The sequence below is a fragment of the Streptomyces sp. TLI_105 genome, from assembly GCF_900105415.1.
Classification (GTDB): domain Bacteria; phylum Actinomycetota; class Actinomycetes; order Streptomycetales; family Streptomycetaceae; genus Streptomyces.
In genome coordinates, this window is sequence record NZ_FNSM01000001.1 from 3,300,417 (window position 1) to 3,320,606 (window position 20,190).

Here is a 20,190-nt window from a genome sequence, read left to right on the forward strand (position 1 = left end):
GGCCTTCCGGGACCGTCCTCCACAGCAGGGCGACCCGGGTTCACGCCTGCTTCGCAGCCCCGGGTGCGCACGCCTCGAAGACGAAGGGAGCAGCGGCGGGTTCGAGGTGCAGGACGTCCTTGAGGAGGTCTTGGAGACAGTGCTTCCGCAGGAGCCGCGCGAGCAGCACCCGTCCGCTCGCGGGCTCGACGACCCGGACCAGCCGCCCCAGCCCGAAGGGCGTTTCACCGGCGCCCGCCGCATCGCCCGGCAGTCCCCTCGACCGCCCTTCGGCAGCCGCCCTGGCATGCTCACCGGCCTCCGCGAGCGCCATGACCAGCGCGATCCACACGTGGAGGGTGCCGTCCTCGTCCGGGAGGGACCGTACGAAGTCACACGCGCGGTCGTACTCGCCCGCCGCCACGAGTGCGCGGACGGTCTCCGCGAGGAGCACGGAGACCGTCCAGTGGGACGTGTCCGTCGCACCGGAGACGACGTCCGCGAGAAGCCCGTCCCCTGCCTCCTCCTCGCCCAGTTCGAAGAAGGCGCGCACCGTGCCCGGGACGGCGATGAAGGCATAGGGTCCCTGTTCGTAGTGGGACAGCCCTTCGTCCAGGCAGCTGCCGGCCCGCTCCGCGTCCCCCGCCCGGGCGTAGGCCACCGCGACCGCGGTCCAGGCGCGGACACGGTCGTGCGCCGTGGTGACGCGCCGTGCGTACGCTTCCGCCGTCACCGGATCCCCGTGGTCGGCCGCCCCCTCGGCCAGGACGCTCCACAGGTGCTCCCTCTCCTTGTCCCCCAGGGCGTCCGCGACCGCCTCGGCCTGCGCGAACAGTCCCGAGCGGGAGAGGTGCCCCACCGCCGTCGAGACCGCCACCACAGTCGACGGCAGAGCCTTGAGCCGGCGCACCAGCGCGCCGGCACGGTCGAACTCCCCCAGCCGGACCAGGGCCTCGACCGCCGAAGCCGCGTGGATCCCCAGGCCGATCGGGACGGTTCCGTCCTCGTCGAGATCGCTCGCCCGCGCGATCCTGTCCTCGACACCGTCCAGCAGACCACGGGCCAGGTCGGCGAAGCCCTCCTCCGCCAGGACGAGCGCCGCATGAAAGGGATCGAGCCTCCCCGCCCGGGAATCCGCCCTGGCCCGGCCCTCCACCTCCGCCACCACCTCCGCCGCGGCTGCGACGGCCTCGGGCCGCCCGCCGCCGTCGGAGCAGGCCTCCACCACGCCTCGTACCAACGCGAATCCACCGTTGCCGTAGGGCACGTCAGGCGCGAGCTCACGCGCTCGGCGCAGGTCACCGGAGCGCGCCAGCGCCTCGACGACGACGCCCAGCGGTTCCCGGGACAACGACTTGAACGGGGCGCCCTCGCGCGCGAGGGCCTCCGCCCGGTCGAACTCGCCCGCCTCCACCAGCGCCTCCACCACGGTGCGCAGAGCGCGCTCCCTCTCCCCGTCGTCGTCGATGGACCGGGCGAGCTCCTCGGCGGCCCTCAGGCCGTCCGCGTCATCGGCCGTGGGGTCCGCGGCGAGACCGCGCACGACCTCGCGCAGGGCGGATCCCCGGGCCTCGACGTCCTCGATCGCCTCCGCGAGCGTACGAGCCTGATCCCGCCGGCCGGCGGTCACCAGAGCGGCGACCACGTCGCACAAGGCCCAGCCGCGCGACTCCGGTGTGTCGAACAACCCCGCAGCGGACGTGGCCCGCTCGTATTCTCCGGCCTCCGCCAGCGTGTCGACCACACCGGCGAGAACGGGTGACACGCGGACCCTCGCGTCCACGCGGTCCAGCAACTCGGCCGCCCTCCCGTCACCGGCCCGCAGGAGGACCGCTGCGATGTGGACCCAGGGCAGGATCTCGCCTTCGGGCCCCGCCTCCTCCGCGAGCCGCAGGGCCTGCTCGACATCCCCCCGCTCGGCGTGGCCCGCGGCCGCCGTGGCCAGCAACAGCGCCCGGGCCGTCGTGTCCGCTTCGGCCCGGCAGAGGGCATGGGCCCGCTCGTGCTCGCCCGACGCCACCCACACACGGGACACCTCGCAGAGCAGTTCCGCCCTCCTCCACGGGCGCTCCACCAGACGAGCGGACTCGACGGCCTCGTCGTACAGGCCGACATGCGCCCGGCCACGGCTGACCGCTTCCAGCGCCCGATCCCGCTCGTCGCCCCGTACGTTGTCGCACAGCGTCGCGGCTTCCAGCGCGGCGCTCAGCAGAGAGCCGGCCTCGCCCCGACGACCGGCTTCGTGGAGTCGCAGCGCCACGTCCACAAGGGCCCGCGCCCGCCAGTCGTCGCTGACGATGCTCCGCGCGAGGCCTTCCGCCCGGTCGTAACGGCCCAGCTTCGCCCAGGCCCACGGCAGCGTCGGCGGGATGCTGTCGCTCCTGTCCACGAGTTCCTCACGGGCGATCACCAGGCGCAGGAACTGAAGGAAGTCCGGTACGCCCGCGTCGATGAGGGCGGCTTCCGTCTTCTCGATCTCCGTCAGGGCCGCCAAGTCCCCACCCGTCGCGGCGAGGAGCCGGTCATGCCGTGCGCCGTCCAGGGCGCACCGCACCATCCGCTCCAGATCGCCACCCGCGCGCAAGGAGGAGAGCCAGCCGTGCAAGAGGTACGCGGGGGTGTCCTCCGGCCAGCCCCGGGACCGCCATTCCTCCGCCCACGCGTGCACGACGTCCCGGTACCGGTCCACTGCCCGCGGCCCGAGTATCTCCGCCGCCAGGAGCTGGAGCTCTTCGTGCGCGAGGAGGTACGCGTCACCGACCCGTGTGAACGTGCGGCCGGCGCTCGTGCGCAGGAGGTCCCGAACCTCGTACGCATCTCCCCCGGTCAGCTTCACGAGGTCGTCCGCCGTGAGGCCGCCGCCCGCCGCCGTGAGCAGACCGAGCAGGTCGCGCGGGAGTCCACGGGCGTCCCGGAGGCCCTTGAGCTCGCGCTCCGCCTCGGAGCGGATCACGCGGGCGGCCGGGGACGGGGCGAGGATCCGTACGGTCGCGGACGTCCGGAGCGGGTGGTCCTCGGGGACGTCGGGCGGGAGCGGCGGGTTGAGGCGCCCGGAGACGATGACCGGGAGGTCGTACGGGAGGAGGGCGGCGATCGAGTGGGCGTCGGGGCCCGTCGTCACCCCCCGGTCCTCGTCGAGGCCGTCGACGAGGAGGACGAGCCGCTCGCCGCGCTCGGCGCAGGCGCGGGCGGCCAGGGCGTACAGACCCAGGAGGTGAGCCTCCCTGGTCGCGGAGGTGAGCGACGCCGGCATCCCTTGTCCTGCCAGTTCCGCGAGCTGCTCAAGGACGACGTCCACGTATGCGTCGACGTCGTTCTGGGTGCTCCAGCGAGCGGTGACGAAGAAGGGAACGACGCGTACGCCCTGTGGGGGATGGAGGGCGAACCATGCCATCAGCGCGGTCTTCCCGGCCCATGCGTCGGCCCGCCACCACAGACAACCCTGTCCCGTCAGGCCGAAGGCCGCGAGCTCCGCCAATTCCGCTTCTCTGTCGATGAGTTCGGACGGCGCGCTGATGAGGACCCGCTCGCGGTAGGCCGACCGGACCGGCGGCCCGCCGGCTCCCACCCAGTTCCCGTCGCCGATCACCACGTTCCCGGCGCCGTTGTCGACGCTGATCCCCCGCTCCATGCCCCCATGCTGCCAGGGCATCTCCCGCGCCCGGACCTAGACTGGAAAGGTCCTACCTGGGTCGGGAGGCGTCATGACATTCGTGCAGATCATCGACTGCAAGACGAGCCGGGTCGACGACCTGAACCGGCTCATGGACCGGTGGGTCGAGCAGACCAAGGGCAAGCGGACCGCGACGCACAGCATCGTCGGCAAGGACCGTTCCGACGGCTCTCACGTCGTGGAGATCGTCGAGTTCCCCTCGTACGACGTGGCCATGCAGAATTCGCAGCTCCCCGAGACCGACCGGATCTTCCGGGAGATGGTCGCGCTCTGTGACGAGATGCCGACCTTCACCGACCTGGACGTGGTCCGGGACGAGCAGATGTACAAGGCGGCCTCCCGCCGGTTCTTCGAGCTGCTCTCGGAGCCGGGGGAGCTTCCGCCGCTGGACGAGGTGTTCGCCGAGGGGTACCACGACCACGATCCGAGCACGCCGAACGACTCGTACGGCATGGACGCGCTGCGGCGCGAGGCGGAGATGTGGCGGGCGGCCTTCGACTTCGCCTTCACCGTGGAGGACCAGATCGCCGACGGCGACCGGGTCTGCACGCGCTGGACCTGGAACGGCACCCATGTCGGCGACTTCATGGGGATCCAGCCGACCGGGATGGAGGTGAGCATGACCGGGATGGTCGTCCACCGCTTCCGGGAGGACGGCAAGGCCGTCGAGGGCTGGTGGCAGTACGACCTGCTCGGGCTGATGGAGCAGCTCGGAGCCGTGGAGGCGTAGGGCCTGTCCGGCGGAAACGCCGAGGCCCGGTGCTCCCGCGACGGGAGCACCGGGCCTCGGCTGTCAGTCAGCCGCCTCAGTGGGAGTGGCCGTGACCGTGGCCGTGACCGTGGTCCGCCGGCTCCTCTTCCTTCTTCTCCACCACGAGGGTCTCGGTGGTGAGGAGGAGGGAGGCGATGGAGGCGGCGTTCTCCAGGGCGGAGCGCGTCACCTTCACCGGGTCGATGACGCCGGCCTTGACCAGGTCGCCGTACTCGCCGGTGGCGGCGTTGAAGCCGTTGCCCTTCTCCAGCTCCGCCACCTTCGAGGTGATGACGTAGCCCTCGAGGCCGGCGTTCTCGGCGATCCAGCGCAGCGGCTCGACGGCGGCGCGGCGGACGACGGCGACACCGGTGGCCTCGTCACCGGTCTTGTCGAGGTTGCCCTCGAGGACCTTGACGGCGTGGACGAGCGCGGAGCCACCACCGGAGACGATGCCCTCCTCGACCGCGGCGCGGGTCGCGGAGATGGCGTCCTCCAGACGGTGCTTCTTCTCCTTGAGCTCGACCTCGGTGGCCGCGCCGACCTTGATGACGCAGACGCCGCCGGCGAGCTTCGCGAGGCGCTCCTGGAGCTTCTCGCGGTCCCAGTCGGAGTCCGTGGACTCGATCTCGGCCTTGATCTGGCCGACGCGACCGGCGATGTCCTCGGCGTTGCCGCCACCGTCGACGATGGTGGTGGAGTCCTTGGTGATCGTCACGCGGCGGGCGGTGCCCAGCACGTCGAGACCGGCCTGGTCGAGCTTGAGGCCGACCTCCTCGGCGATGACGGTGGCGCCGGTGAGGGTGGCCATGTCGCCGAGCATCGCCTTGCGGCGGTCACCGAAGCCGGGGGCCTTGACGGCCACGGCGTTGAAGGTGCCACGGATCTTGTTGACGACGAGGGTGGAGAGGGCCTCGCCCTCGACGTCCTCGGCGATGATCAGGAGCGGCTTGCTGGCGCCGGCCTGGATGACCTTCTCCAGGATGGGCAGCAGGTCCTGGATCGAGGAGATCTTGCCCTGGTTGATCAGGATGTACGGGTCGTCGAGGACGGCCTCCATGCGCTCCTGGTCGGTGACCATGTACGGGGACAGGTAGCCCTTGTCGAAGGCCATGCCCTCGGTGAAGTCGAGCTCCAGGCCGAAGGTGTTGGACTCCTCGACGGTGATGACACCGTCCTTGCCGACCTTGTCCATCGCCTCGGCGATGAGCTCGCCGACCTGCTGGTCCTGCGCGGAGAGCGCGGCGACGGCGGCGATGTCGGACTTGTCCTCGATCGGGCGCGCGGTGGCGAGGAGCTCCTCGGAGACGGCCTTGACGGCGGCGTCGATGCCCTTCTTCAGGGCGGCCGGGGAGGCGCCGGCGGCGACGTTGCGCAGACCCTCGCGGACCAGGGCCTGGGCGAGCACGGTGGCGGTGGTGGTGCCGTCACCCGCGATGTCGTTGGTCTTGGTCGCCACCTCCTTCACGAGCTGGGCGCCGAGGTTCTCGTACGGGTCCTCGATCTCGACCTCGCGGGCGATCGTGACACCGTCGTTGGTGATGGTGGGGGCGCCGAACTTCTTGTCGATGACGACGTTGCGGCCCTTGGGGCCGATCGTCACCTTCACCGTGTCGGCAAGCTTGTTGACGCCGCGCTCAAGGGCGCGACGGGCGTCCTCGTCGAACTTCAGGATCTTCGCCATGGGAGCGGTTCAGCCCTCTCGGAATGGGGTGGAACGAACCGCGCCCCGGGGCGCCTGGAAGGGGCCTCGGGGCGCAGCTCAAAGCATCTGCTTCAGGTACTTCGGTGAATTACTTCTCGACGATCGCGAGCACGTCGCGAGCCGAGAGGACGAGGTACTCCTCGCCGCTGTACTTCACCTCGGTGCCGCCGTACTTGCTGTACAGCACGATGTCGCCGGTCTTGACGTCGAGCGGCAGACGCTCGCCGTTCTCGAAGCGGCCCGGGCCCACGGCCAGGACGACGCCCTCCTGGGGCTTCTCCTTGGCGGTGTCCGGAATGACCAGGCCAGAGGCGGTGGTCTGCTCGGCGTCGAGCGGCTGGACCACAATGCGGTCCTCGAGCGGCTTGATGGCAACCTTGGAGCTGGTGGTCGTCACGATCCGACCTCCCCCTTCGGAGATCTCACGGGGTTAACTGTCTGAGGTGGCGACCAGGTGGATCCGTCGTCGCGGGTGCCGGACCTGCCCGTCGCTGTGTTGGCACTCTCCAGTGGGGAGTGCCAGAGCCGAGACTATGACCGCGATTAGCACTCGGTCAAGCGGAGTGCCAATTCATCGCTCCGTGGCGTGACCGTACGGGGCGCCCGGGCCTCTTCGCAGCGCTTCGCGTCCACCGCCGCCCGCACGTGCTGGACCGGCGAGGGGCGGGGGTTCACCCGCTCCGCCGCCTTCCGGCCGAGCCGCTCGATCGGGTCGACCGAGGAGGCGCAGGCCGGGAGGGCGAGGAGCGCTCCGGTCACGGCGAGAGCGGCGACCCACCTCATACGTAGTCCTCGAGTTTCGCCACCGCGTACCCCTTGGACGTGATCACGTTCATCACACGGCGGATCATGTCCGGCATGGTGCCCTTCCAGTCCTCCTTGCCGCGGAAATGGGTGAGCACGATGTCGCCGGGGTGCAGGTCCCGGTCCCACTCGCGCCACTCCATGTGGTCGGGGAAGGCCTCGGCGGCCCAGAGCGGGACGGCCTTGACGCCGCAGCTCTTCGCGGCGCGCAGGGTGTCCTCGTTGTAGTTGCCGTACGGCGGGCGGAAGAGCGGGGGCCGCTTGCCGAACCGCTTCTCGATGACGTCCTGCATGCCGCAGATCTCGTGCTTCTGCTCGCCGTACGAGAGTGCGGGCAGGTAGGGGTGGTGGAGGGTGTGGTTGTGCAGGGAGACGCCGGACTCCTGCGACTTCTGCATCTTCGCGAAGTAGCCGTAGTCGTCCTTGACGAGGTAGTCGCTGAGGAAGGCGCTGTAGGGGATCCGCAGCTCCTTCATCATCTTGAGCAGCTGGGGGTCCTTCTCCGCGCCGTCGTCGATCGTCAGGAAGACGACCTTCTGCTTGGTCGGCACGGTGGTGAAGACGGGCGGCAGTCCCTCGCCGTCCGTCTCGAAGCCCTTGCGGGTGGTGATCCTCGGCTTGACGGCGGGTGGGGCGGGGGCTTCGAGCGGGGGTTTGGCGAGGCCCCACTTCTTGGCGGCGAGCACGCGGGCGGCGCGCTGCGCGCGGACCCTCTCGACGTACGCGTTGAGGGCGCCGGCGGCCGGGGCCTGCTGTCCGGCGGCGGCGGGGGCGGGGGCGGGTGCGCCGCGCTCGGGTTCGGCGCTGCCGGAGCAGGCCGTGGCGGCGGAGGCGAGGGCGGCCACGGCGAGCGCCGCCCCGAGCGTCCGGCGGGAGCGGTGCACACCTTTTGCCATCATCTGGTCCTTTTGTCGTACGAGCTGCATGGCGCCGCATCCTGTCAGCGCGAGAGCCCCTTCCGGGCCACGACACCGCCGTACCGCACCCCCCGTCCCCCGGGCGGCCCACAGCCCCACAGGCCCCAGAATGGGACGGGTGACCGACCTCGCCTCCTTCGCCGCCCTGCTCACCCCCGAGGGGCAGACGCTCCTCGCCGCCCTGCGCGACTACGACCCCGCCCAGGAGCTGGCGGTCGCCTCCCGGCTGCGCCGCGACCACCCCGCCGAACTCGTCACCGCGGCCCTCGGCCAGGCGCGGCTGCGGCAGCGGGCGGTGGCGAAGTTCGGCGCCGAGGACGCGTACCGGATGTACTTCACGCCCAACGGCGTCGAGCAGTCGACCCGCGCCTCGGTCGGCACGTACCGGGCGGCCCGGCTCAAGGCGCTCGGCGTCCGCGGCGTCGCGGACCTCTGCTCCGGGATCGGCGGCGACGCGATCGCCCTGGCCCGCGCCGGGATCTCCGTCCTCGCCGTCGACCGGGACCCGCTGACCGCCGAGGCGGTCCGGGCCAACGCGGCGGCACTCGGCCTCTCGGAGCTGATCGAGGTGCGGTGCGCGGACGTGACCGAGATCGACACCAGCCCGTACGACGCGGTCTTCGTCGATCCGGCGCGGCGCGGCGGCCGGGGCAGGATCTTCGACCCCGAGGCGTACTCCCCGCCGCTCTCCTGGGCGATCGACGCGGCCCGCCGGGCGCCGCACGCCGCCCTGAAGGTGGCGCCGGGCATCCCGCACGAGGCGGTCCCCGAGGAGGCCGAGGCCGAGTGGATCTCGGACGGCGGGGACGTGAAGGAGGCCGTGCTCTGGTTCGGCACGGAGCCGGGCGCCCGCCGGGCCACGCTGCTGCCCTCCGGCGCCGGGCTCATCGGCCGGGGGCTGCCCGATCCGGCGGTCCGCCCGGTCGGCCGCTATCTGTACGAGCCGGACGGCGCCGTGATCCGCGCGCACCTCGTCGCCGAGGTGGCCGAGGAGCTGGACGGCGGTCTGATCGACGAGACGATCGCGTACGTGACGGCGGACGCGCTCGTCCCCACGCCGTACGCCACCGCGTACGAGATCACCGACGAACTCCCCTTCAACCTCAAGAAGTTGAAGGCCCTGCTGCGGGAGCGCGAGGTCGGCACCCTCACCGTGAAGAAGCGCGGCTCGGCGGTCGAACCCGAGGAGATCCGCCGCAAGGTGAAGCCGAAGGGTCCCCACGCGGCGACGGTGCTGCTCACTCGGGTCGCGGGAGCCCCGACGATGCTGATCGGCCGGCCCGCGGGCGGTGGGCGGTGAGCCGCACCGCGAAGCGGTAGTGGCCGACGGCCTTCGCCAGTCCGGTCAGCCCCGTGACCCAGAGGATCAGGGCGACGCCCATGCCGTACGCGACCAGGCCGTAGCCGTCGTCGCGGTCGGCGCCCGCCGGGACCGCGAAGCCCAGCCAGAGGCCGGTCCCGCACATCGCGAAGGACAGCAGCAGCCAGCAGACGCTGAGGACGGGGGCGCGCAGCCGGGCGTCCGTCGGACCGTGCCGGTCGAGGGCCGCCCACAGCACGAGGCGCTCACGGACGGTCCGGTCGCGCCGCAGGCTGCGGACGGTCAGCCACACGGCCGGGACGAAGATGCCGATGCCGGGGACCGCCGCGAAGAGCCCGAGCATCGTCATCATCGGGTCGGGGAGCGGCGCGCCGATCTCGATGAGCAGCACGCCGATCAGCGACCAGCCCAGTTCGAGCAGGAGGAACCAGAGCAGGAACAGCGCGAGCCGCCCGCCGCCGAGCAGCCGCCTGCCGAGTGCGTCGAGCGCCAGCGCCCGGTCGGCGAGCCGCGCCTCCCGGTCGGGCCAGCTCTGGAGTTCGGCGGGCGGGGGCGGAGGAGGAAGCGGGGTGCGCGGGGACATGCCCAGCACCCTAAGGGGCGCCTCGCCGAGACGACCGGACGCCCCCTGGGTCTCCTCCGCGCGGGCTCCCGTCATCGCACCCGACTGTCCTACGGATCGGCCGACTTCCGGGCCCGGCCCAGCAGCAGTTCCCGCTCGCTCTCGTTCCTCGTGAGCGCGGCCGCGCGTTCGAACTCCGCGCGGGCCTCCTCCGTCCGGCCGAGCCGGGTGAGCAGGTCGCCGCGGACGCTCGGGAGCAAGTGGTAGCGGGCGAGGGACGGTTCGCCGACGAGGGCGTCGACGAGGGCGAGGGCCGCGGCGGGGCCCTCGGTCATCGACACGGCGACCGCGCGGTTCAGTTCGACCACCGGGGAGGGCGTGAGGGTGCCGAGCCGGCCGTAGAGCGCGGCGATGGTCGCCCAGTCCGTCTCCTCGTACGAGGCGGCCCGCGCGTGGCAGGCGGCGATCGCGGCCTGGAGGGCGTACGGCCCGTAGGCGCGGCCGTCCCCGGCGCGGGCGAGGGCGGCGTACCCGCGGCGCACGAGGAGCCGGTTCCAGCGGCTGCGGTTCTGGTCGGCGAGGAGCACCGGCAGCCCGTCGGGGCCGGTGCGGGCGGGGGTGCGGGAGGCCTGGAGTTCGAGGAGCGCGCAGAGGCCGTGCACCTCGCTCTCCCCCGGCATCAGGGCGGCCAGGCCCCGGGCGAGCCGCAGGGCGTCCTCGCACAGGCCGGGGCGGAGCAGGTCGTCGCCGGCGGTCGCCGCGTACCCCTCGTTGAAGATCAGGTAGACGACCTCCAGGACGGAGCCGAGCCGGGCCGCCCGTTCCTCCCCGTACGGCACCTCGAACGCCACGGCCGCCTTCGCGAGCGTCCGCTTGGCGCGGGTGATCCGCGCCGCGACCGTCGCCTCGGGCACCAGGAACGCGCGGGCGATCTCGTCCGTCCGCAGCCCGCCGACGAGCCGCAGGGTGAGCGCCGCGCGGGCGTCGGCGGAGAGCACCGGGTGGCAGGTGGTGAAGACGAGCCGGAGCACGTCGTCGTCGATGTCGCCGGGGCCGGACGGCTCGGGGTCGTACGACTCCTCGTCGAGCGTCCGGCCCACCTCGGCGAGCTTCCGGGCGTACGTCTCGCGGCGCCGCACGAGGTCGACGGCGCGGTGCTTCGCGGCGGCCGTCAGCCAGGCTCCCGGGTTGTCCGGGACGCCCGACCTCGGCCACTGCTCCAGGGCGGAGACGAGGGCGTCCTGCGCGAGTTCCTCGGCGATGCCGACGTCACGGACGATCCGCGTCACCGTGGCGATGATCCGCGCCGACTCCATCCGGAAGACCGTCTCCAGCGTGCTCTCCACCACCGTCACGTCTCACATGACAGCACAGCGCGGGTCAGCCTTCCGGCATCTCCTCGACCTCGCGGACCTCCAGGCCGACCTTCCAGTGCGGCGGGTGGACGGCCAGGAACCGCTTCCCCCACTCGACGGCCTCGGCCATGTCCTTGCACTGGAGCATCGCGTAGCCGCCGACGACCTCCTTGGTCTCGGTGAACGGGCCGTCGGTGAACGACAGCTTCCCGTCCGACCAGCTGATCCGGGTGGCCTCGGCGGTGGGCTTGAGACCGGCCGTGTCCACCATGGCGCCGGCCTTGGTGATCTCCTCGAAGAGGGCGCCCATGCGCTGCTCGAAGCCGGGGTCGGCGCTCTCCATGTCGATGGTGTTCTCCTCGATGCGGACGAGGGACAGGAAGCGGGGCATGACGACTCCTCGGTGTGCGGTGGGCGGGGCCGTTCCCCGCCGTCCACACATACGTCGAACGGGATCCGTCCGCATCGACACCGCGCCCGGAGATCTTTCTAGACGTAGTCCTCCAGGCGGGCCACGGTGAAGCCCTGCTCCTGGATCTTCCGCAGCAGCGTCGCCGTCATCTCGGTCATCGTCCGGCCCTTGAGCTCGGACGGGCCCCGGAAGTGGGCCAGGATGATGTCGCCGGGGTGCAGCTTCCGGTCGCCGCGCTGGTACTGCATGTTCTTGATCTGCATGGACTCGCGCCACAGCACGATCGCGTCGAGACCGCACTCTCCCGCCGCCGCGCGCGTGGCCTCGTTCCAGTTGCCGTACGGCGGCCGGAAGAGCCGCGGGGTCGTGCCGTACCGCTGCTTCAGCTTCGTCTGCTGGCCGCAGATCTCCCGGCGCTGGGCCTCCGGGGAGAGGGTGCGCAGGTCGGGGTGGGTGAGGGTGTGGTTGGCGAGGCCGTGGCCCTGGGCGAGGAGCGGCGCGAAGTACGCGTAGTCGGCGCGTATGGCGGCGTCCGTGAGGAACATCGTGACCGGGACCTGGAGGTCCTTCATCATCCGGACGAACTCGGGGTCCTTCTCGGCCCCGTCGTCGATCGTGATGAAGACGATCTTCTCGCGGGTGGGGATCTCGCTGATGACGGGCACCGGTCCGCCGGCCGCGCGGACCACGGGCTTGACCGCGGGCGGGGCGGGCGGGGCGGCGAAGGGCTTCAGGCCCCATCTCCGGTACGCGGCGGCAGCGGCGGCTCCCGGGGCCTCGGGCGCCTTGCGCCCCGCCTCCCTGGTGGGAGCGGTGGACGGGGAAGCCGTCGGGGCGGCGGCCGCGGAGGGCTCCTCCACCGTGCAGCCGGTCACCAGGAGAGCGACGGTGGTCAGGGCCGCCCACAGCGCGATCGTCTTCTTCACGCGCTGTGGGATGCCCCAGAGGATCGAAAGGTTGCTCGATCTCCGCTTATTCGACCGATTCTTATTCGACCGATTCGAATCGCCAGCGGTGGACCGGACGGGTGATCAGTTCCGCGGCCGGCTCCGGCAGCTCGGGCAGCTCGGCGTCGAAGGTCTCCGCCTCCCACCAGGTGAGGACGAGGACCCGGTCCTGCGGGGCCCGGAAGAGCTCCCGGCGGACCGGCTCACGGGCGAGGACCTGGGCCCGCGCCCACTCCAGGAGCTCGGCGCCCCGGTCCTGCGCGGCCCTGGCCTCCCACATGAGCGTGAGCCTCACGAGTACAGGTTCTCCTTGCTGACCTCGTGCACGTGGTCGTGGTCGTGGGCATGACCCGGCACGTGGGGGTCCGTCACCGGCAGGGACGAGTCCGCCGACAGCTCCAGGTCGGAGGCCGCCCTGCCCCGGGCGACCATCTCGGAGCCGAGGGCCGCGACCATCGCGCCGTTGTCGGTGCACAGGCCGGGGCGCGGCACCCGCAGCCGGATCCCGGCGCGCTCGCAGCGCTCCTCGGCGAGGGCCCGCAGCCGCGAGTTGGCGGCGACGCCGCCGCCGATCATCAGGTGGTCGACGCCCTCGTCCTTGCAGGCCCGGACGGCCTTGCGGGTGAGCACGTCGACGACCGCCTCCTGGAAGGACGCGGCCACGTCCCGTACGGGCACGTCCTCGCCGGCCGCCCGCTTGGCCTCGATCCAGCGGGCCACGGCGGTCTTGAGGCCGGAGAAGGAGAAGTCGTAGGCGGGGTCGCGGGAGCCGCTGAGGCCGCGCGGGAAGGCGATCGCCTCGGGGTCGCCCTCCTTGGCGAGCCGGTCGATGACCGGACCGCCGGGGAAGCCGAGGTCGAGGACGCGGGCGATCTTGTCGAAGGCCTCGCCGGCCGCGTCGTCGATGGTGGCGCCCATCGGCCGCACGTCGGAGGTGATGTCGGTGGAGAGCAGCAGCGAGGAGTGCCCGCCGGAGACGAGCAGGGCCATCGTCGGCTCGGGCAGCTTGCCGTGCTCCAGCTGGTCGACGCAGATGTGCGAGGCGAGGTGGTTGACGCCGTAGAGCGGCTTGCCCAGCGCGTAGGCGTACGCCTTGGCGGCGGAGACGCCGACGAGCAGGGCGCCCGCGAGGCCGGGTCCGGCGGTGACGGCGATGCCGTCGAGGTCCTTCGCGGAGATCCCGGCCGTCTTCAGGGCGCGCTCGATCGTCGGGACCATCGCCTCCAGATGGGCGCGGGAGGCGATCTCGGGCACGACGCCGCCGAAGCGGGCGTGGGTGTCGACGCTGGAGGCGACGGCGTCGGCGAGGAGCGTGGTCCCGTGGACGATGCCGACGCCGGTCTCGTCGCAGGAGGTCTCGATGCCGAGTACCAGCGGTTCGTCAGCAGCCATCAGATCTCAGTCCCAGTTCCTTGAACGATCAGTCGCATCACGAGCGCGTCGACATTGCCCGGCTGGTAGTAGCCGCGCCGGAAACCGATGGGCTCGAAGCCGAAGCGCTCGTAGAGCTTCTGGGCCCGGGTGTTGTCCACGCGCACTTCGAGGAGGACCTCCTCGCACTCGAAGGCGGTGGCTTCCTTGAGCAGGTCGGTGAGGAGCCGGGCGCCGAGGCCCGTGCCCCACTGGTCGCGGGAGACGGCGATCGTCTGCACGTCGCCGAGTCCGCCGGCGGCGGCGAGCCCGGCGTACCCGACGAGACGGCCGTCGGACGGGTCCTCCGCGACGACGTAGTGACGGGTGGCCCGCTCCCCCCTGGCGTGCGCGAGCTCCGACCAGAACATCCCCTCGGACCAGGCGTCCTCGGGGAACAGCTCGGCCTCGAGCGCGAGCACGGGCTCGATGTCCCACCAGCGCATCTCGCGCAGCACGGCCCCGGTCACGGCGGCGCTCACTTGGGGGTGACCACCTTGTAGTTCTTCGGCACCTGCGCGTCGGGGCGCCGCAGGTACATCGGCAGTGGGTCGAGGAAGCCGTCCCCGCCGGCCGCGAGCCTCTCGGCGGCGAGCCCGGCGAGCGCGGCGGCCGACTGGTGCTCGGGGTCGCGGGCGTCCGGGAAGGCCTCGGGGTAGAGGCGGGCGCCCGCGCCGACGACGGGGAGCCCGGCGAGCTCCTCGGCGATGTCGGCGGGCCGGTCGACGGCCGCGTCGCCCACGCGGGTGCGGGAGTCCTCGTACCGCGCCCAGTAGACCTCCTTGCGGCGCGCGTCCGTCGCGACGGCGAAGGGCCCGTCGATCCCGGAGGCGTACGCGAGGCCGTCGAGGGTGCACAGGCCGTGCACCGGCACCCCGAGCGCCGACGAGAAGGCCGCGGCCGTGACGAGGCCGACCCGGAGGCCGGTGTACGGGCCGGGGCCGACGCCGACGACGATCCCGGTGACCGCGTCGAGCTTCAGCCCGGCCTCGTGGAGGACGCGGTCGACGGCGGGCAGCAGCAGCTCCCCGTGGCGGCGGGCGTCGACCTGACTCGACGAGGCGACGACGGCCTCGCCGTCGTGGAGGGCGACGGTGACGGCGGGGGTGGCGGTATCCATGGCGAGCAACAGCACGCGAACAGCCTACGGCTCCCGGGCATGCTGCCCCGAACCTCGGGGTGCCGGCTGCTACCGTCACCCTTCGATACGTACGTACGAGAGGTGGGCACGGTGGCAAGGAGCAGCTCGGGATTCGTGGCCGGGCTCACCGCGGCGGCCGTCGTCGCGGTCGGCGTCCTCGCCTACCAGGCCTCGGCGAACGCGCCGGCCGATCTGTCGGCGAAGCCGCGGACGTCGGGCACGGCCGCCCCCGCGATCTCGCCGAGCGGCGGCCCGAAGCAGCCGGCCAAGGATCCCCTCGCCGTCCCCTTCGGTTCGGGCAGCGGCGAGCGGGTGGTGTACTCGCTCGCCGACCGCCGGGTGTGGCTCGTGGACGGGACGGGCAAGGCGAGCCGTACGTTCAAGGTGTGGCCGAGCACGGTCGACCCGGTCCCCGGCGCGTACACGGTGACCTCGCGCTCGGGCTCGGTGCGCGGTTCGGACGGCGTGCAGATCGAGCACGTGGTGCGGTTCGCGACGGCCCAGGACGTGGCGATCGGCTTCAGCGCGGCGGTCGACGGCTCGACGCCGTCCCCGGACCCGGAGCGGAAGACCGGCGGCATCCGGATGAAGCGGGCCGACGGCGACGTGATGTGGACGTTCGCGGTGATCGGCGCGAAGGTCGTCGTCGTCGCCTGACCCGCACGTCCGGGCCGTGGGCCTGGGGCTCGTCCCGCGGATCAGGGTCCGACAGGCCCTACGCCGCCTCGTCCCGCACGGCGGATTCCTCCTCCTCTCCCTGCCCGGACGGCTCCGGCGGTGGGGTCGAGAGGGCTCGGGCGGCCGCGCAGGACGCGAGCAGCTCACTCATCGGGACGTGGTCCCGGGCGGTTTCCGCGCGTTCGGGCGTCGCCATGCATGCCTCCCGTAGGTTAGGTACACCTAACCAGCTCGTGCATCCATGTGACCACGGCTCGTGGGACCCACGCAACACCTTCCCGACACGTTGTCGGAACCTACGGGCGTTCAGACCAGCGCGAGGTCCTCCTCGGCCCAGCGCGCGCCGATCCCGCGCAGCACGACCGTGCGCCGGTCGTCGTCGGTGTCGCCGGTCACCCGGTGGATGAGGAGGTGCAGCCGGTCGTCGGTCAGCTCCTCGACCTTGCCGTCGCCCCACTCGACGACGACCACGGACTCGGGCAGCGAGACGTCCAGGTCGAGGTCCTCCATCTCGTCGAGCCCGCCGCCGAGGCGGTACGCGTCGACGTGGACCAGCGCCGGGCCGCCGACCAGGGACGGGTGGACGCGGGCGATGACGAAGGTCGGGGAGGTGACGGCGCCCCGCACCCCGAGCCCCTCGCCGAGGCCGCGGGTCAGGGTCGTCTTCCCGGCGCCTAGCTCACCGGTGAGCATCACGAGGTCGCCGGGGCGGAGGATCTTCGCGAGCCGACGGCCGAGCTCCTGCATCTGCTGCGGGGACTCGACGGAGAGGGTGGCGCCGACGGACCGGGGGGCGCCGGAGACGGGCTGGTGCGCTGCTTCCATCCCTTGATTTTCGCAGGGAATCCCGGCCCTCGGGTCCGGCGGCCATGTGAACCTCGGACGGGCGACCTTCGATGAGTGGCGACTTGTCGCCAGGAGGACAGTTTCCGTCGGTAGCCTGCACTACGGTGACGGCAAGGGGGTGGGCCGGGGTGATTCGTACGTACAAGTTCCTGATGCGGCCCACCACGGGCCAACAGGTCGCGCTCGGCGAGATGCTGAGGGATCACTGCTCGCTCTACAACGGGGCGTTGCAGGAGCGCCGTGACGCCTGGCGGCATGTGTCGAAGACGAGTGTCACGTACGAGACGCAGTCGGCCCAGCTCAAGGAGATCCGGGCGTTCGACCCGGAGCGCCAAGGTCGCTGGTCGTTCCCCTCTCAGCAAGCCACCCTGCGTCGACTCGACAAGGCGTTCGCCGCGTTCTTCCGCCGAATCAGGTCCGGGGATGTCCCTGGTTACCCGCGTTTTCGCGGGATGAACCGGTTCGCCACCGTCGTCTTCCCCAAGGACGGGGACGGCTGCCGGTGGGACTCCACCCCGCACGACTCCGTCACCCGCGTCCGCTTCCAGGGCATCGGGCATATCAAGGTCAACCGGCACCGCCTGGTCGTCGGCAAGGTCAAGACCGTGTCGGTGAAGCGTGAAGGCCGCCGCTGGTACGTGGTCCTCACCGCTGAGCGAACCGCGCCAGACCCGCTGCCCGCGACTGGCTCTGTGACCGGAATCGACCTGGGCATCGCCAACTTCCTTGCCGACTCAAACGGCAGATTCGTCCCCAATCCGCGCCACGGCCGTAAGGCAGCCGCAAAGCTCGAAGCCGCACAGCAGGCCCTCGCCCAGTGCAAGCGCGGCAGCAACCGGCGTAAGGAGGTCGCCGCGAAGATCGGTGATCTGCACCGCAAGGTTCGTCGGCAACGACTGGACCATGCGCACAAGACCGCACTCGACCTCGTGCGGGAACACGACCTCATCGCGCACGAAGACCCCAAGATCCGCAAGATGAGCAGGGCCCCCGCGCCAACGCCAGACCCCGAGAGGCCGGATGCCTTCCTGCCCAACGGGGCCACTGCCAAGGCCGGGCTGAACAAATCGATCGCCGACGCCGGATGGGGGGTGTTCCTGACGATCCTGCACGCCAAGGCTGAGAGCGCCGGACGGGAAGTGATCGCCGTCGACCCCCGCAACACCTCCCGAACCTGCCCTGAATGCGGGCACGTCTCAGCGGAGAACCGGCCCACCCAGGAAAGGTTCCACTGCACCGCCTGTGGCCACAGCGCGCACGCGGACACAGTGGGCGCCCTGAACGTCCTACGGGCCGGGCTGGCCCGTCGCGAAGCCTCACCGGCACAGCGAGAAGCCCCGGCACCCACGCCGGGGAGGAGTCACACCGGCAAATCTAGCTCGTGCGGAAGGGCTCCCCGGCCGGGACGGCACCGGCCCGCACCAGCAGGTCGGCCAGCCGGTCGGTGACCGCCTCCGGGTGCTCCAGCATCACCAGATGGCCCGCGTCCGGGACGATGACGAGCTCCGCGTCCGGCAGCAGGCCGGCGATGGCCTCCGTGTGCGAGCTGGGGGTGACCAGGTCGTTGTCCCCGGCGAGCGCGAGCACCGGCAGCTCGCTGAAGACGGCGAGGGCGGCGGCCTTGTCGTGCTCGGCGAAGGCCGGGTAGAAGGCGGCGACCACGTCGATCGGGGTCGACTCGATCATCCGCTCCGCGAAGCGGGCGACCGCCGGGTCCACGTCCTTCGACGCGAACGAGTACTTCTTGATCAGCCCCGCGAAGAGGTCGGCGGTCGCCCGGCGCCCGCGCTCGACCAGCTCCGCCTGGGAGCCGAGGGCCCGCAGGACGCCCGGCAGGACCCACCGGACGGCGTTGACGCCGGCGAGCGGCAGCCCGTACGACACCTCCGCCAGCTTCCCCGCCGAGGTGCCGACGAGGGCGACGCCGACGACCCGGTCGCGGATCAGCTCCGGGTACTGCTCGGCGAGCGCCATCACCGTCATGCCGCCCATGGAGTGCCCGACGAGGACGAGCGGCCCCTCGGGCGCCGCGACGTCGAGGACGGCCTTGAGGTCGCGGCCGAGCCGGTCGATGGAGACGGGCACCCCGTCGGGCCCGGCCCCGGAGCGGCCGTGGCTGCGCTGGTCCCAGTGGACGGTGCGGACGAGTCCGCGCAGCGCGGCCCGCTGGAAGTGCCAGGAGTCCTGGTTGAGGCAGTAGCCGTGGCTGAAGACGACGGTGACGGGGGCGGGTTCCTTCCGCCCGAAGAGCCGTCGGCGGCGGCCGGCCGACGAGGCCTCCCGCTCGACCTCGTCCACCTCGTAGTGGAGGACGGTCCCGTCGTCGGCGAGCGCCCGGCCGGGCGTGCCGCGCAGCCCGCCGTACGGGCCGGTGGCATCCAGGGCGAGCCGCGCCTTCTGCCGTACGGAACGGCCGACGGTGAGCCGCTCGACGGCCACCCCGGCGGCCGCTCCGGCGGCGAGGACGCCTATCGCGGCACCGGCGAAGCCGGCACGTCGCCAGCTGCTCCCGCTCGACTCGGCCATGGCGGGCTACTCCCCCAGATAGACCCGCGGGACGCGCGCCCCGATCCGGGTGACGATCTCGTACGCGATGGTGTCGGCGGCCACCGCCCAGTCCTCGGCGGTCGGCTCGCCCCGGTCGCCGGGGCCGAAGAGCACGGCCTCGGTGCCGGGCTCGGGGGTGTCCCCGCCGAGGTCGACCACGAACTGGTCCATGGCGACGCGTCCGGCGACCGTGCGGACCCGGTCGCCGACGAGGACCGGGCCGCGTCCGGAGGCGTGCCGGGGCACCCCGTCCGCGTACCCCATCGGGACGAGCCCCAGGGTGGTCTCGCCCTCGGTGACGTAGTGGTGCCCGTAGCTCACCCCGTGCCCGGCGGGCACGTGCTTGACCAGCGCCAAGCTCGCCTTGAGCGACATGACGGGCCGCAGGCCGAGCTCGGCGGAGGTGCCGAGCTCGGGGTTCGGCGAGACGCCGTACATCGCGATGCCCGGCCGGACCAGGTCGAAGTGGGCCTCGGGCAGGGTGAGGGTGGCCGGGGAGTTCGCGATGTGCCGGACCTCGGGCCGGACGCCCGCCTGCTCGGCGTGGTCCAGCATCGAGCGGAAGACGTCGAGCTGGGCGGCGATGGAGGGGTGGTGCGGCTCGTCGGCGCAGGCGAAGTGCGACCAGAGGCCGGTCACCTTCACGTGTCCGTCGACCTCCGCCTTCAGGGCGGCCCCGACCAGCTCGGGCCACTCGGCGGGCTGGCAGCCGTTGCGGCCGAGACCGGTGTCGGCCTTGAGCTGGATCCGGGCGGTCTTCCCGACCGCCCTGGCCGCCTCGACGACCTCGTCCAGGGCCCACATCCCGCTGACGGAGATGTCGAGACCGGCCTCGACGCCCTGCTCCCAGGGGTCCCCGGGAGTCCAGAGCCAGCACAGGACGGGCACGTCCGTGATCCCGGCGGCGCGCAGCGCGAGCGCCTCGTGCGGGGTGGCCGTGCCGAGCCAGTCCGCGCCCGCGTCCAGGGCGGCGCGGGCGCAGCGCAGGGCGCCGTGTCCGTACGCGTCGGCCTTGACCACGGCCATGATCCGGACGTGGGGGGCGACGCGGGCGCGCAGCGTGCGGACGTTCGCACGCAGCGCGCCGAGGTCGATCTCGGCGCGGGCCCTGGGGGGCGGAGGTGTCTCAGTCATCGCGCCCA

Annotated in this window: 21 protein-coding genes; 4 read left to right on the forward strand and 17 right to left on the reverse strand. The window is 72.2% G+C overall.

The features are described 5' to 3' along the window. Positions 1-40: 40 nt before the first annotated feature. On the reverse strand, positions 41-3,610 hold the full coding sequence (locus tag BLW86_RS41995) for a hypothetical protein (RefSeq protein ID WP_177181656.1): 3,570 nt from the start codon (positions 3,608-3,610) through the stop codon (positions 41-43). Between the two features lie 73 nt (positions 3,611-3,683). Between BLW86_RS41995 and BLW86_RS14870 the strand changes: the two genes are divergently transcribed. After that, positions 3,684-4,382: an ester cyclase gene (locus BLW86_RS14870; protein WP_093874505.1), complete on the forward strand. Its 699-nt coding sequence runs from the start codon at positions 3,684-3,686 to the stop codon at positions 4,380-4,382. A 76-nt stretch (positions 4,383-4,458) separates the two neighbouring features. On the opposite strand, the gene groL is transcribed toward BLW86_RS14870, so the two are convergent. The 4 genes from groL to BLW86_RS14890 form a co-directional block, all read right to left on the reverse strand. Further along, on the reverse strand, positions 4,459-6,087 hold the full coding sequence (groL, locus tag BLW86_RS14875; protein ID WP_093874506.1) for a chaperonin GroEL: 1,629 nt from the start codon (positions 6,085-6,087) through the stop codon (positions 4,459-4,461). Positions 6,088-6,196: 109 nt separating this feature from the next. Beyond that, positions 6,197-6,505: a co-chaperone GroES gene (groES, locus tag BLW86_RS14880; protein ID WP_010471835.1), complete on the reverse strand. Its 309-nt coding sequence runs from the start codon at positions 6,503-6,505 to the stop codon at positions 6,197-6,199. 146 nt (positions 6,506-6,651) lie between these two features. After that, positions 6,652-6,891 carry a hypothetical protein gene (locus BLW86_RS14885; protein WP_093874507.1) on the reverse strand — a complete coding sequence of 80 codons (240 nt, stop codon included), beginning with the start codon at positions 6,889-6,891 and terminating at the stop codon, positions 6,652-6,654. Next, positions 6,888-7,838, reverse strand: a complete 951-nt coding sequence (locus BLW86_RS14890) for a polysaccharide deacetylase family protein (RefSeq protein ID WP_256341316.1) — start codon at positions 7,836-7,838, stop codon at positions 6,888-6,890. Before BLW86_RS14890 ends, BLW86_RS14885 begins: the two co-directional genes overlap by 4 nt. Positions 7,839-7,938: 100 nt before the next feature. Here BLW86_RS14890 and BLW86_RS14895 point away from each other — a divergent pair, with 100 nt between their 5' ends. After that, the gene (locus BLW86_RS14895; RefSeq protein WP_093874508.1) at positions 7,939-9,129 is read left to right on the forward strand and encodes a THUMP-like domain-containing protein; all 1,191 of its coding nucleotides are present in this window, start codon (positions 7,939-7,941) and stop codon (positions 9,127-9,129) included. Here BLW86_RS14895 and BLW86_RS14900 read toward each other — a convergent pair. The 8 genes from BLW86_RS14900 to tsaB all read right to left on the reverse strand — a co-directional run bounded on the left by BLW86_RS14900 (position 9,068) and on the right by tsaB (position 14,971). After that, positions 9,068-9,733 (reverse strand): hypothetical protein, encoded by a 666-nt coding sequence (locus BLW86_RS14900; RefSeq protein WP_093874509.1) that lies wholly within the window; start codon positions 9,731-9,733, stop codon positions 9,068-9,070. The two genes, BLW86_RS14895 and BLW86_RS14900, sit on opposite strands and share 62 nt — an antisense overlap. Before the next feature lie 89 nt (positions 9,734-9,822). Continuing rightward, positions 9,823-11,028, reverse strand: a complete 1,206-nt coding sequence (locus BLW86_RS14905) for an RNA polymerase sigma factor (protein ID WP_093878676.1) — start codon at positions 11,026-11,028, stop codon at positions 9,823-9,825. 64 nt (positions 11,029-11,092) lie between these two features. After that, on the reverse strand, positions 11,093-11,458 hold the full coding sequence (locus BLW86_RS14910; protein WP_093874510.1) for a YciI family protein: 366 nt from the start codon (positions 11,456-11,458) through the stop codon (positions 11,093-11,095). Positions 11,459-11,556: 98 nt separating this feature from the next. After that, positions 11,557-12,405, reverse strand: a complete 849-nt coding sequence (locus tag BLW86_RS14915; protein WP_093874511.1) for a polysaccharide deacetylase family protein — start codon at positions 12,403-12,405, stop codon at positions 11,557-11,559. A gap of 61 nt (positions 12,406-12,466) precedes the next feature. Beyond that, entirely contained in the window at positions 12,467-12,721 is a 255-nt protein-coding gene (locus tag BLW86_RS14920) for a hypothetical protein (protein WP_093874512.1), read from the reverse strand. Next, positions 12,718-13,818 (reverse strand): tRNA (adenosine(37)-N6)-threonylcarbamoyltransferase complex transferase subunit TsaD, encoded by a 1,101-nt coding sequence (gene tsaD, locus BLW86_RS14925; protein WP_093874513.1) that lies wholly within the window; start codon positions 13,816-13,818, stop codon positions 12,718-12,720. The genes BLW86_RS14920 and tsaD overlap by 4 nt, the downstream gene beginning before the upstream one ends. Continuing rightward, positions 13,818-14,282, reverse strand: a complete 465-nt coding sequence (gene rimI / locus BLW86_RS14930) for a ribosomal protein S18-alanine N-acetyltransferase (RefSeq protein ID WP_190157691.1) — start codon at positions 14,280-14,282, stop codon at positions 13,818-13,820. Before rimI ends, tsaD begins: the two co-directional genes overlap by 1 nt. A 32-nt stretch (positions 14,283-14,314) precedes the next feature. Further along, on the reverse strand, positions 14,315-14,971 hold the full coding sequence (gene tsaB / locus BLW86_RS14935; protein WP_093874514.1) for a tRNA (adenosine(37)-N6)-threonylcarbamoyltransferase complex dimerization subunit type 1 TsaB: 657 nt from the start codon (positions 14,969-14,971) through the stop codon (positions 14,315-14,317). 96 nt (positions 14,972-15,067) lie between these two features. On the opposite strand from tsaB, the gene BLW86_RS14940 reads away from it, so the two are divergent. Beyond that, positions 15,068-15,634, forward strand: a complete 567-nt coding sequence (locus tag BLW86_RS14940) for a hypothetical protein (protein ID WP_371129498.1) — start codon at positions 15,068-15,070, stop codon at positions 15,632-15,634. 58 nt (positions 15,635-15,692) lie between these two features. On the opposite strand, the gene BLW86_RS42000 is transcribed toward BLW86_RS14940, so the two are convergent. Beyond that, on the reverse strand, positions 15,693-15,851 hold the full coding sequence (locus BLW86_RS42000) for a hypothetical protein (RefSeq protein WP_177181658.1): 159 nt from the start codon (positions 15,849-15,851) through the stop codon (positions 15,693-15,695). A 110-nt stretch (positions 15,852-15,961) separates the two neighbouring features. Next, complete coding sequence (tsaE, locus tag BLW86_RS14945; protein WP_093874516.1) at positions 15,962-16,480, reverse strand: tRNA (adenosine(37)-N6)-threonylcarbamoyltransferase complex ATPase subunit type 1 TsaE; 519 nt, start codon at positions 16,478-16,480, stop codon at positions 15,962-15,964. Between the two features lie 149 nt (positions 16,481-16,629). Here tsaE and BLW86_RS14950 point away from each other — a divergent pair, with 149 nt between their 5' ends. Next, the gene (locus BLW86_RS14950) at positions 16,630-17,949 is read left to right on the forward strand and encodes an RNA-guided endonuclease InsQ/TnpB family protein (protein ID WP_256341317.1); all 1,320 of its coding nucleotides are present in this window, start codon (positions 16,630-16,632) and stop codon (positions 17,947-17,949) included. Here the strand turns inward: BLW86_RS14950 and BLW86_RS14955 are convergent. Together BLW86_RS14955 and alr are read right to left on the reverse strand one after the other, a co-directional pair. Then, positions 17,876-19,027 (reverse strand): alpha/beta fold hydrolase, encoded by a 1,152-nt coding sequence (locus BLW86_RS14955; RefSeq protein ID WP_093874517.1) that lies wholly within the window; start codon positions 19,025-19,027, stop codon positions 17,876-17,878. The genes BLW86_RS14950 and BLW86_RS14955 overlap by 74 nt on opposite strands. A 6-nt stretch (positions 19,028-19,033) precedes the next feature. Continuing rightward, positions 19,034-20,182, reverse strand: a complete 1,149-nt coding sequence (gene alr / locus BLW86_RS14960; protein WP_093874518.1) for an alanine racemase — start codon at positions 20,180-20,182, stop codon at positions 19,034-19,036. Positions 20,183-20,190: the final 8 nt, after the last annotated feature.

Excerpts from the sequence above, each read along its gene's own strand:
- BLW86_RS41995 (WP_177181656.1), bottom strand. The coding sequence starts at position 3,610 with ATGGAGCGGGGGATCAGCGTCGACAACGGCGCCGGGAACGTGGTGATC.
- BLW86_RS14955 (WP_093874517.1), bottom strand. The coding sequence starts at position 19,027 with ATGGCCGAGTCGAGCGGGAGCAGCTGGCGACGTGCCGGCTTCGCCGGT.
- tsaE (WP_093874516.1), bottom strand. The coding sequence starts at position 16,480 with ATGGAAGCAGCGCACCAGCCCGTCTCCGGCGCCCCCCGGTCCGTCGGC.
- BLW86_RS14905 (WP_093878676.1), bottom strand. The coding sequence starts at position 11,028 with ATGGAGTCGGCGCGGATCATCGCCACGGTGACGCGGATCGTCCGTGAC.
- BLW86_RS14910 (WP_093874510.1), bottom strand. The coding sequence starts at position 11,458 with ATGCCCCGCTTCCTGTCCCTCGTCCGCATCGAGGAGAACACCATCGAC.
- tsaD (WP_093874513.1), bottom strand. The coding sequence starts at position 13,818 with ATGGCTGCTGACGAACCGCTGGTACTCGGCATCGAGACCTCCTGCGAC.
- BLW86_RS14900 (WP_093874509.1), bottom strand. The coding sequence starts at position 9,733 with ATGTCCCCGCGCACCCCGCTTCCTCCTCCGCCCCCGCCCGCCGAACTC.
- rimI (WP_190157691.1), bottom strand. The coding sequence starts at position 14,282 with ATGCGCTGGTGGGACATCGAGCCCGTGCTCGCGCTCGAGGCCGAGCTG.
- BLW86_RS14895 (WP_093874508.1), top strand. The coding sequence starts at position 7,939 with ATGGGACGGGTGACCGACCTCGCCTCCTTCGCCGCCCTGCTCACCCCC.
- groL (WP_093874506.1), bottom strand. The coding sequence starts at position 6,087 with ATGGCGAAGATCCTGAAGTTCGACGAGGACGCCCGTCGCGCCCTTGAG.
- BLW86_RS42000 (WP_177181658.1), bottom strand. The coding sequence starts at position 15,851 with ATGGCGACGCCCGAACGCGCGGAAACCGCCCGGGACCACGTCCCGATG.
- alr (WP_093874518.1), bottom strand. The coding sequence starts at position 20,182 with ATGACTGAGACACCTCCGCCCCCCAGGGCCCGCGCCGAGATCGACCTC.
- BLW86_RS14885 (WP_093874507.1), bottom strand. The coding sequence starts at position 6,891 with ATGAGGTGGGTCGCCGCTCTCGCCGTGACCGGAGCGCTCCTCGCCCTC.
- BLW86_RS14890 (WP_256341316.1), bottom strand. The coding sequence starts at position 7,838 with ATGCAGCTCGTACGACAAAAGGACCAGATGATGGCAAAAGGTGTGCAC.
- BLW86_RS14870 (WP_093874505.1), top strand. The coding sequence starts at position 3,684 with ATGACATTCGTGCAGATCATCGACTGCAAGACGAGCCGGGTCGACGAC.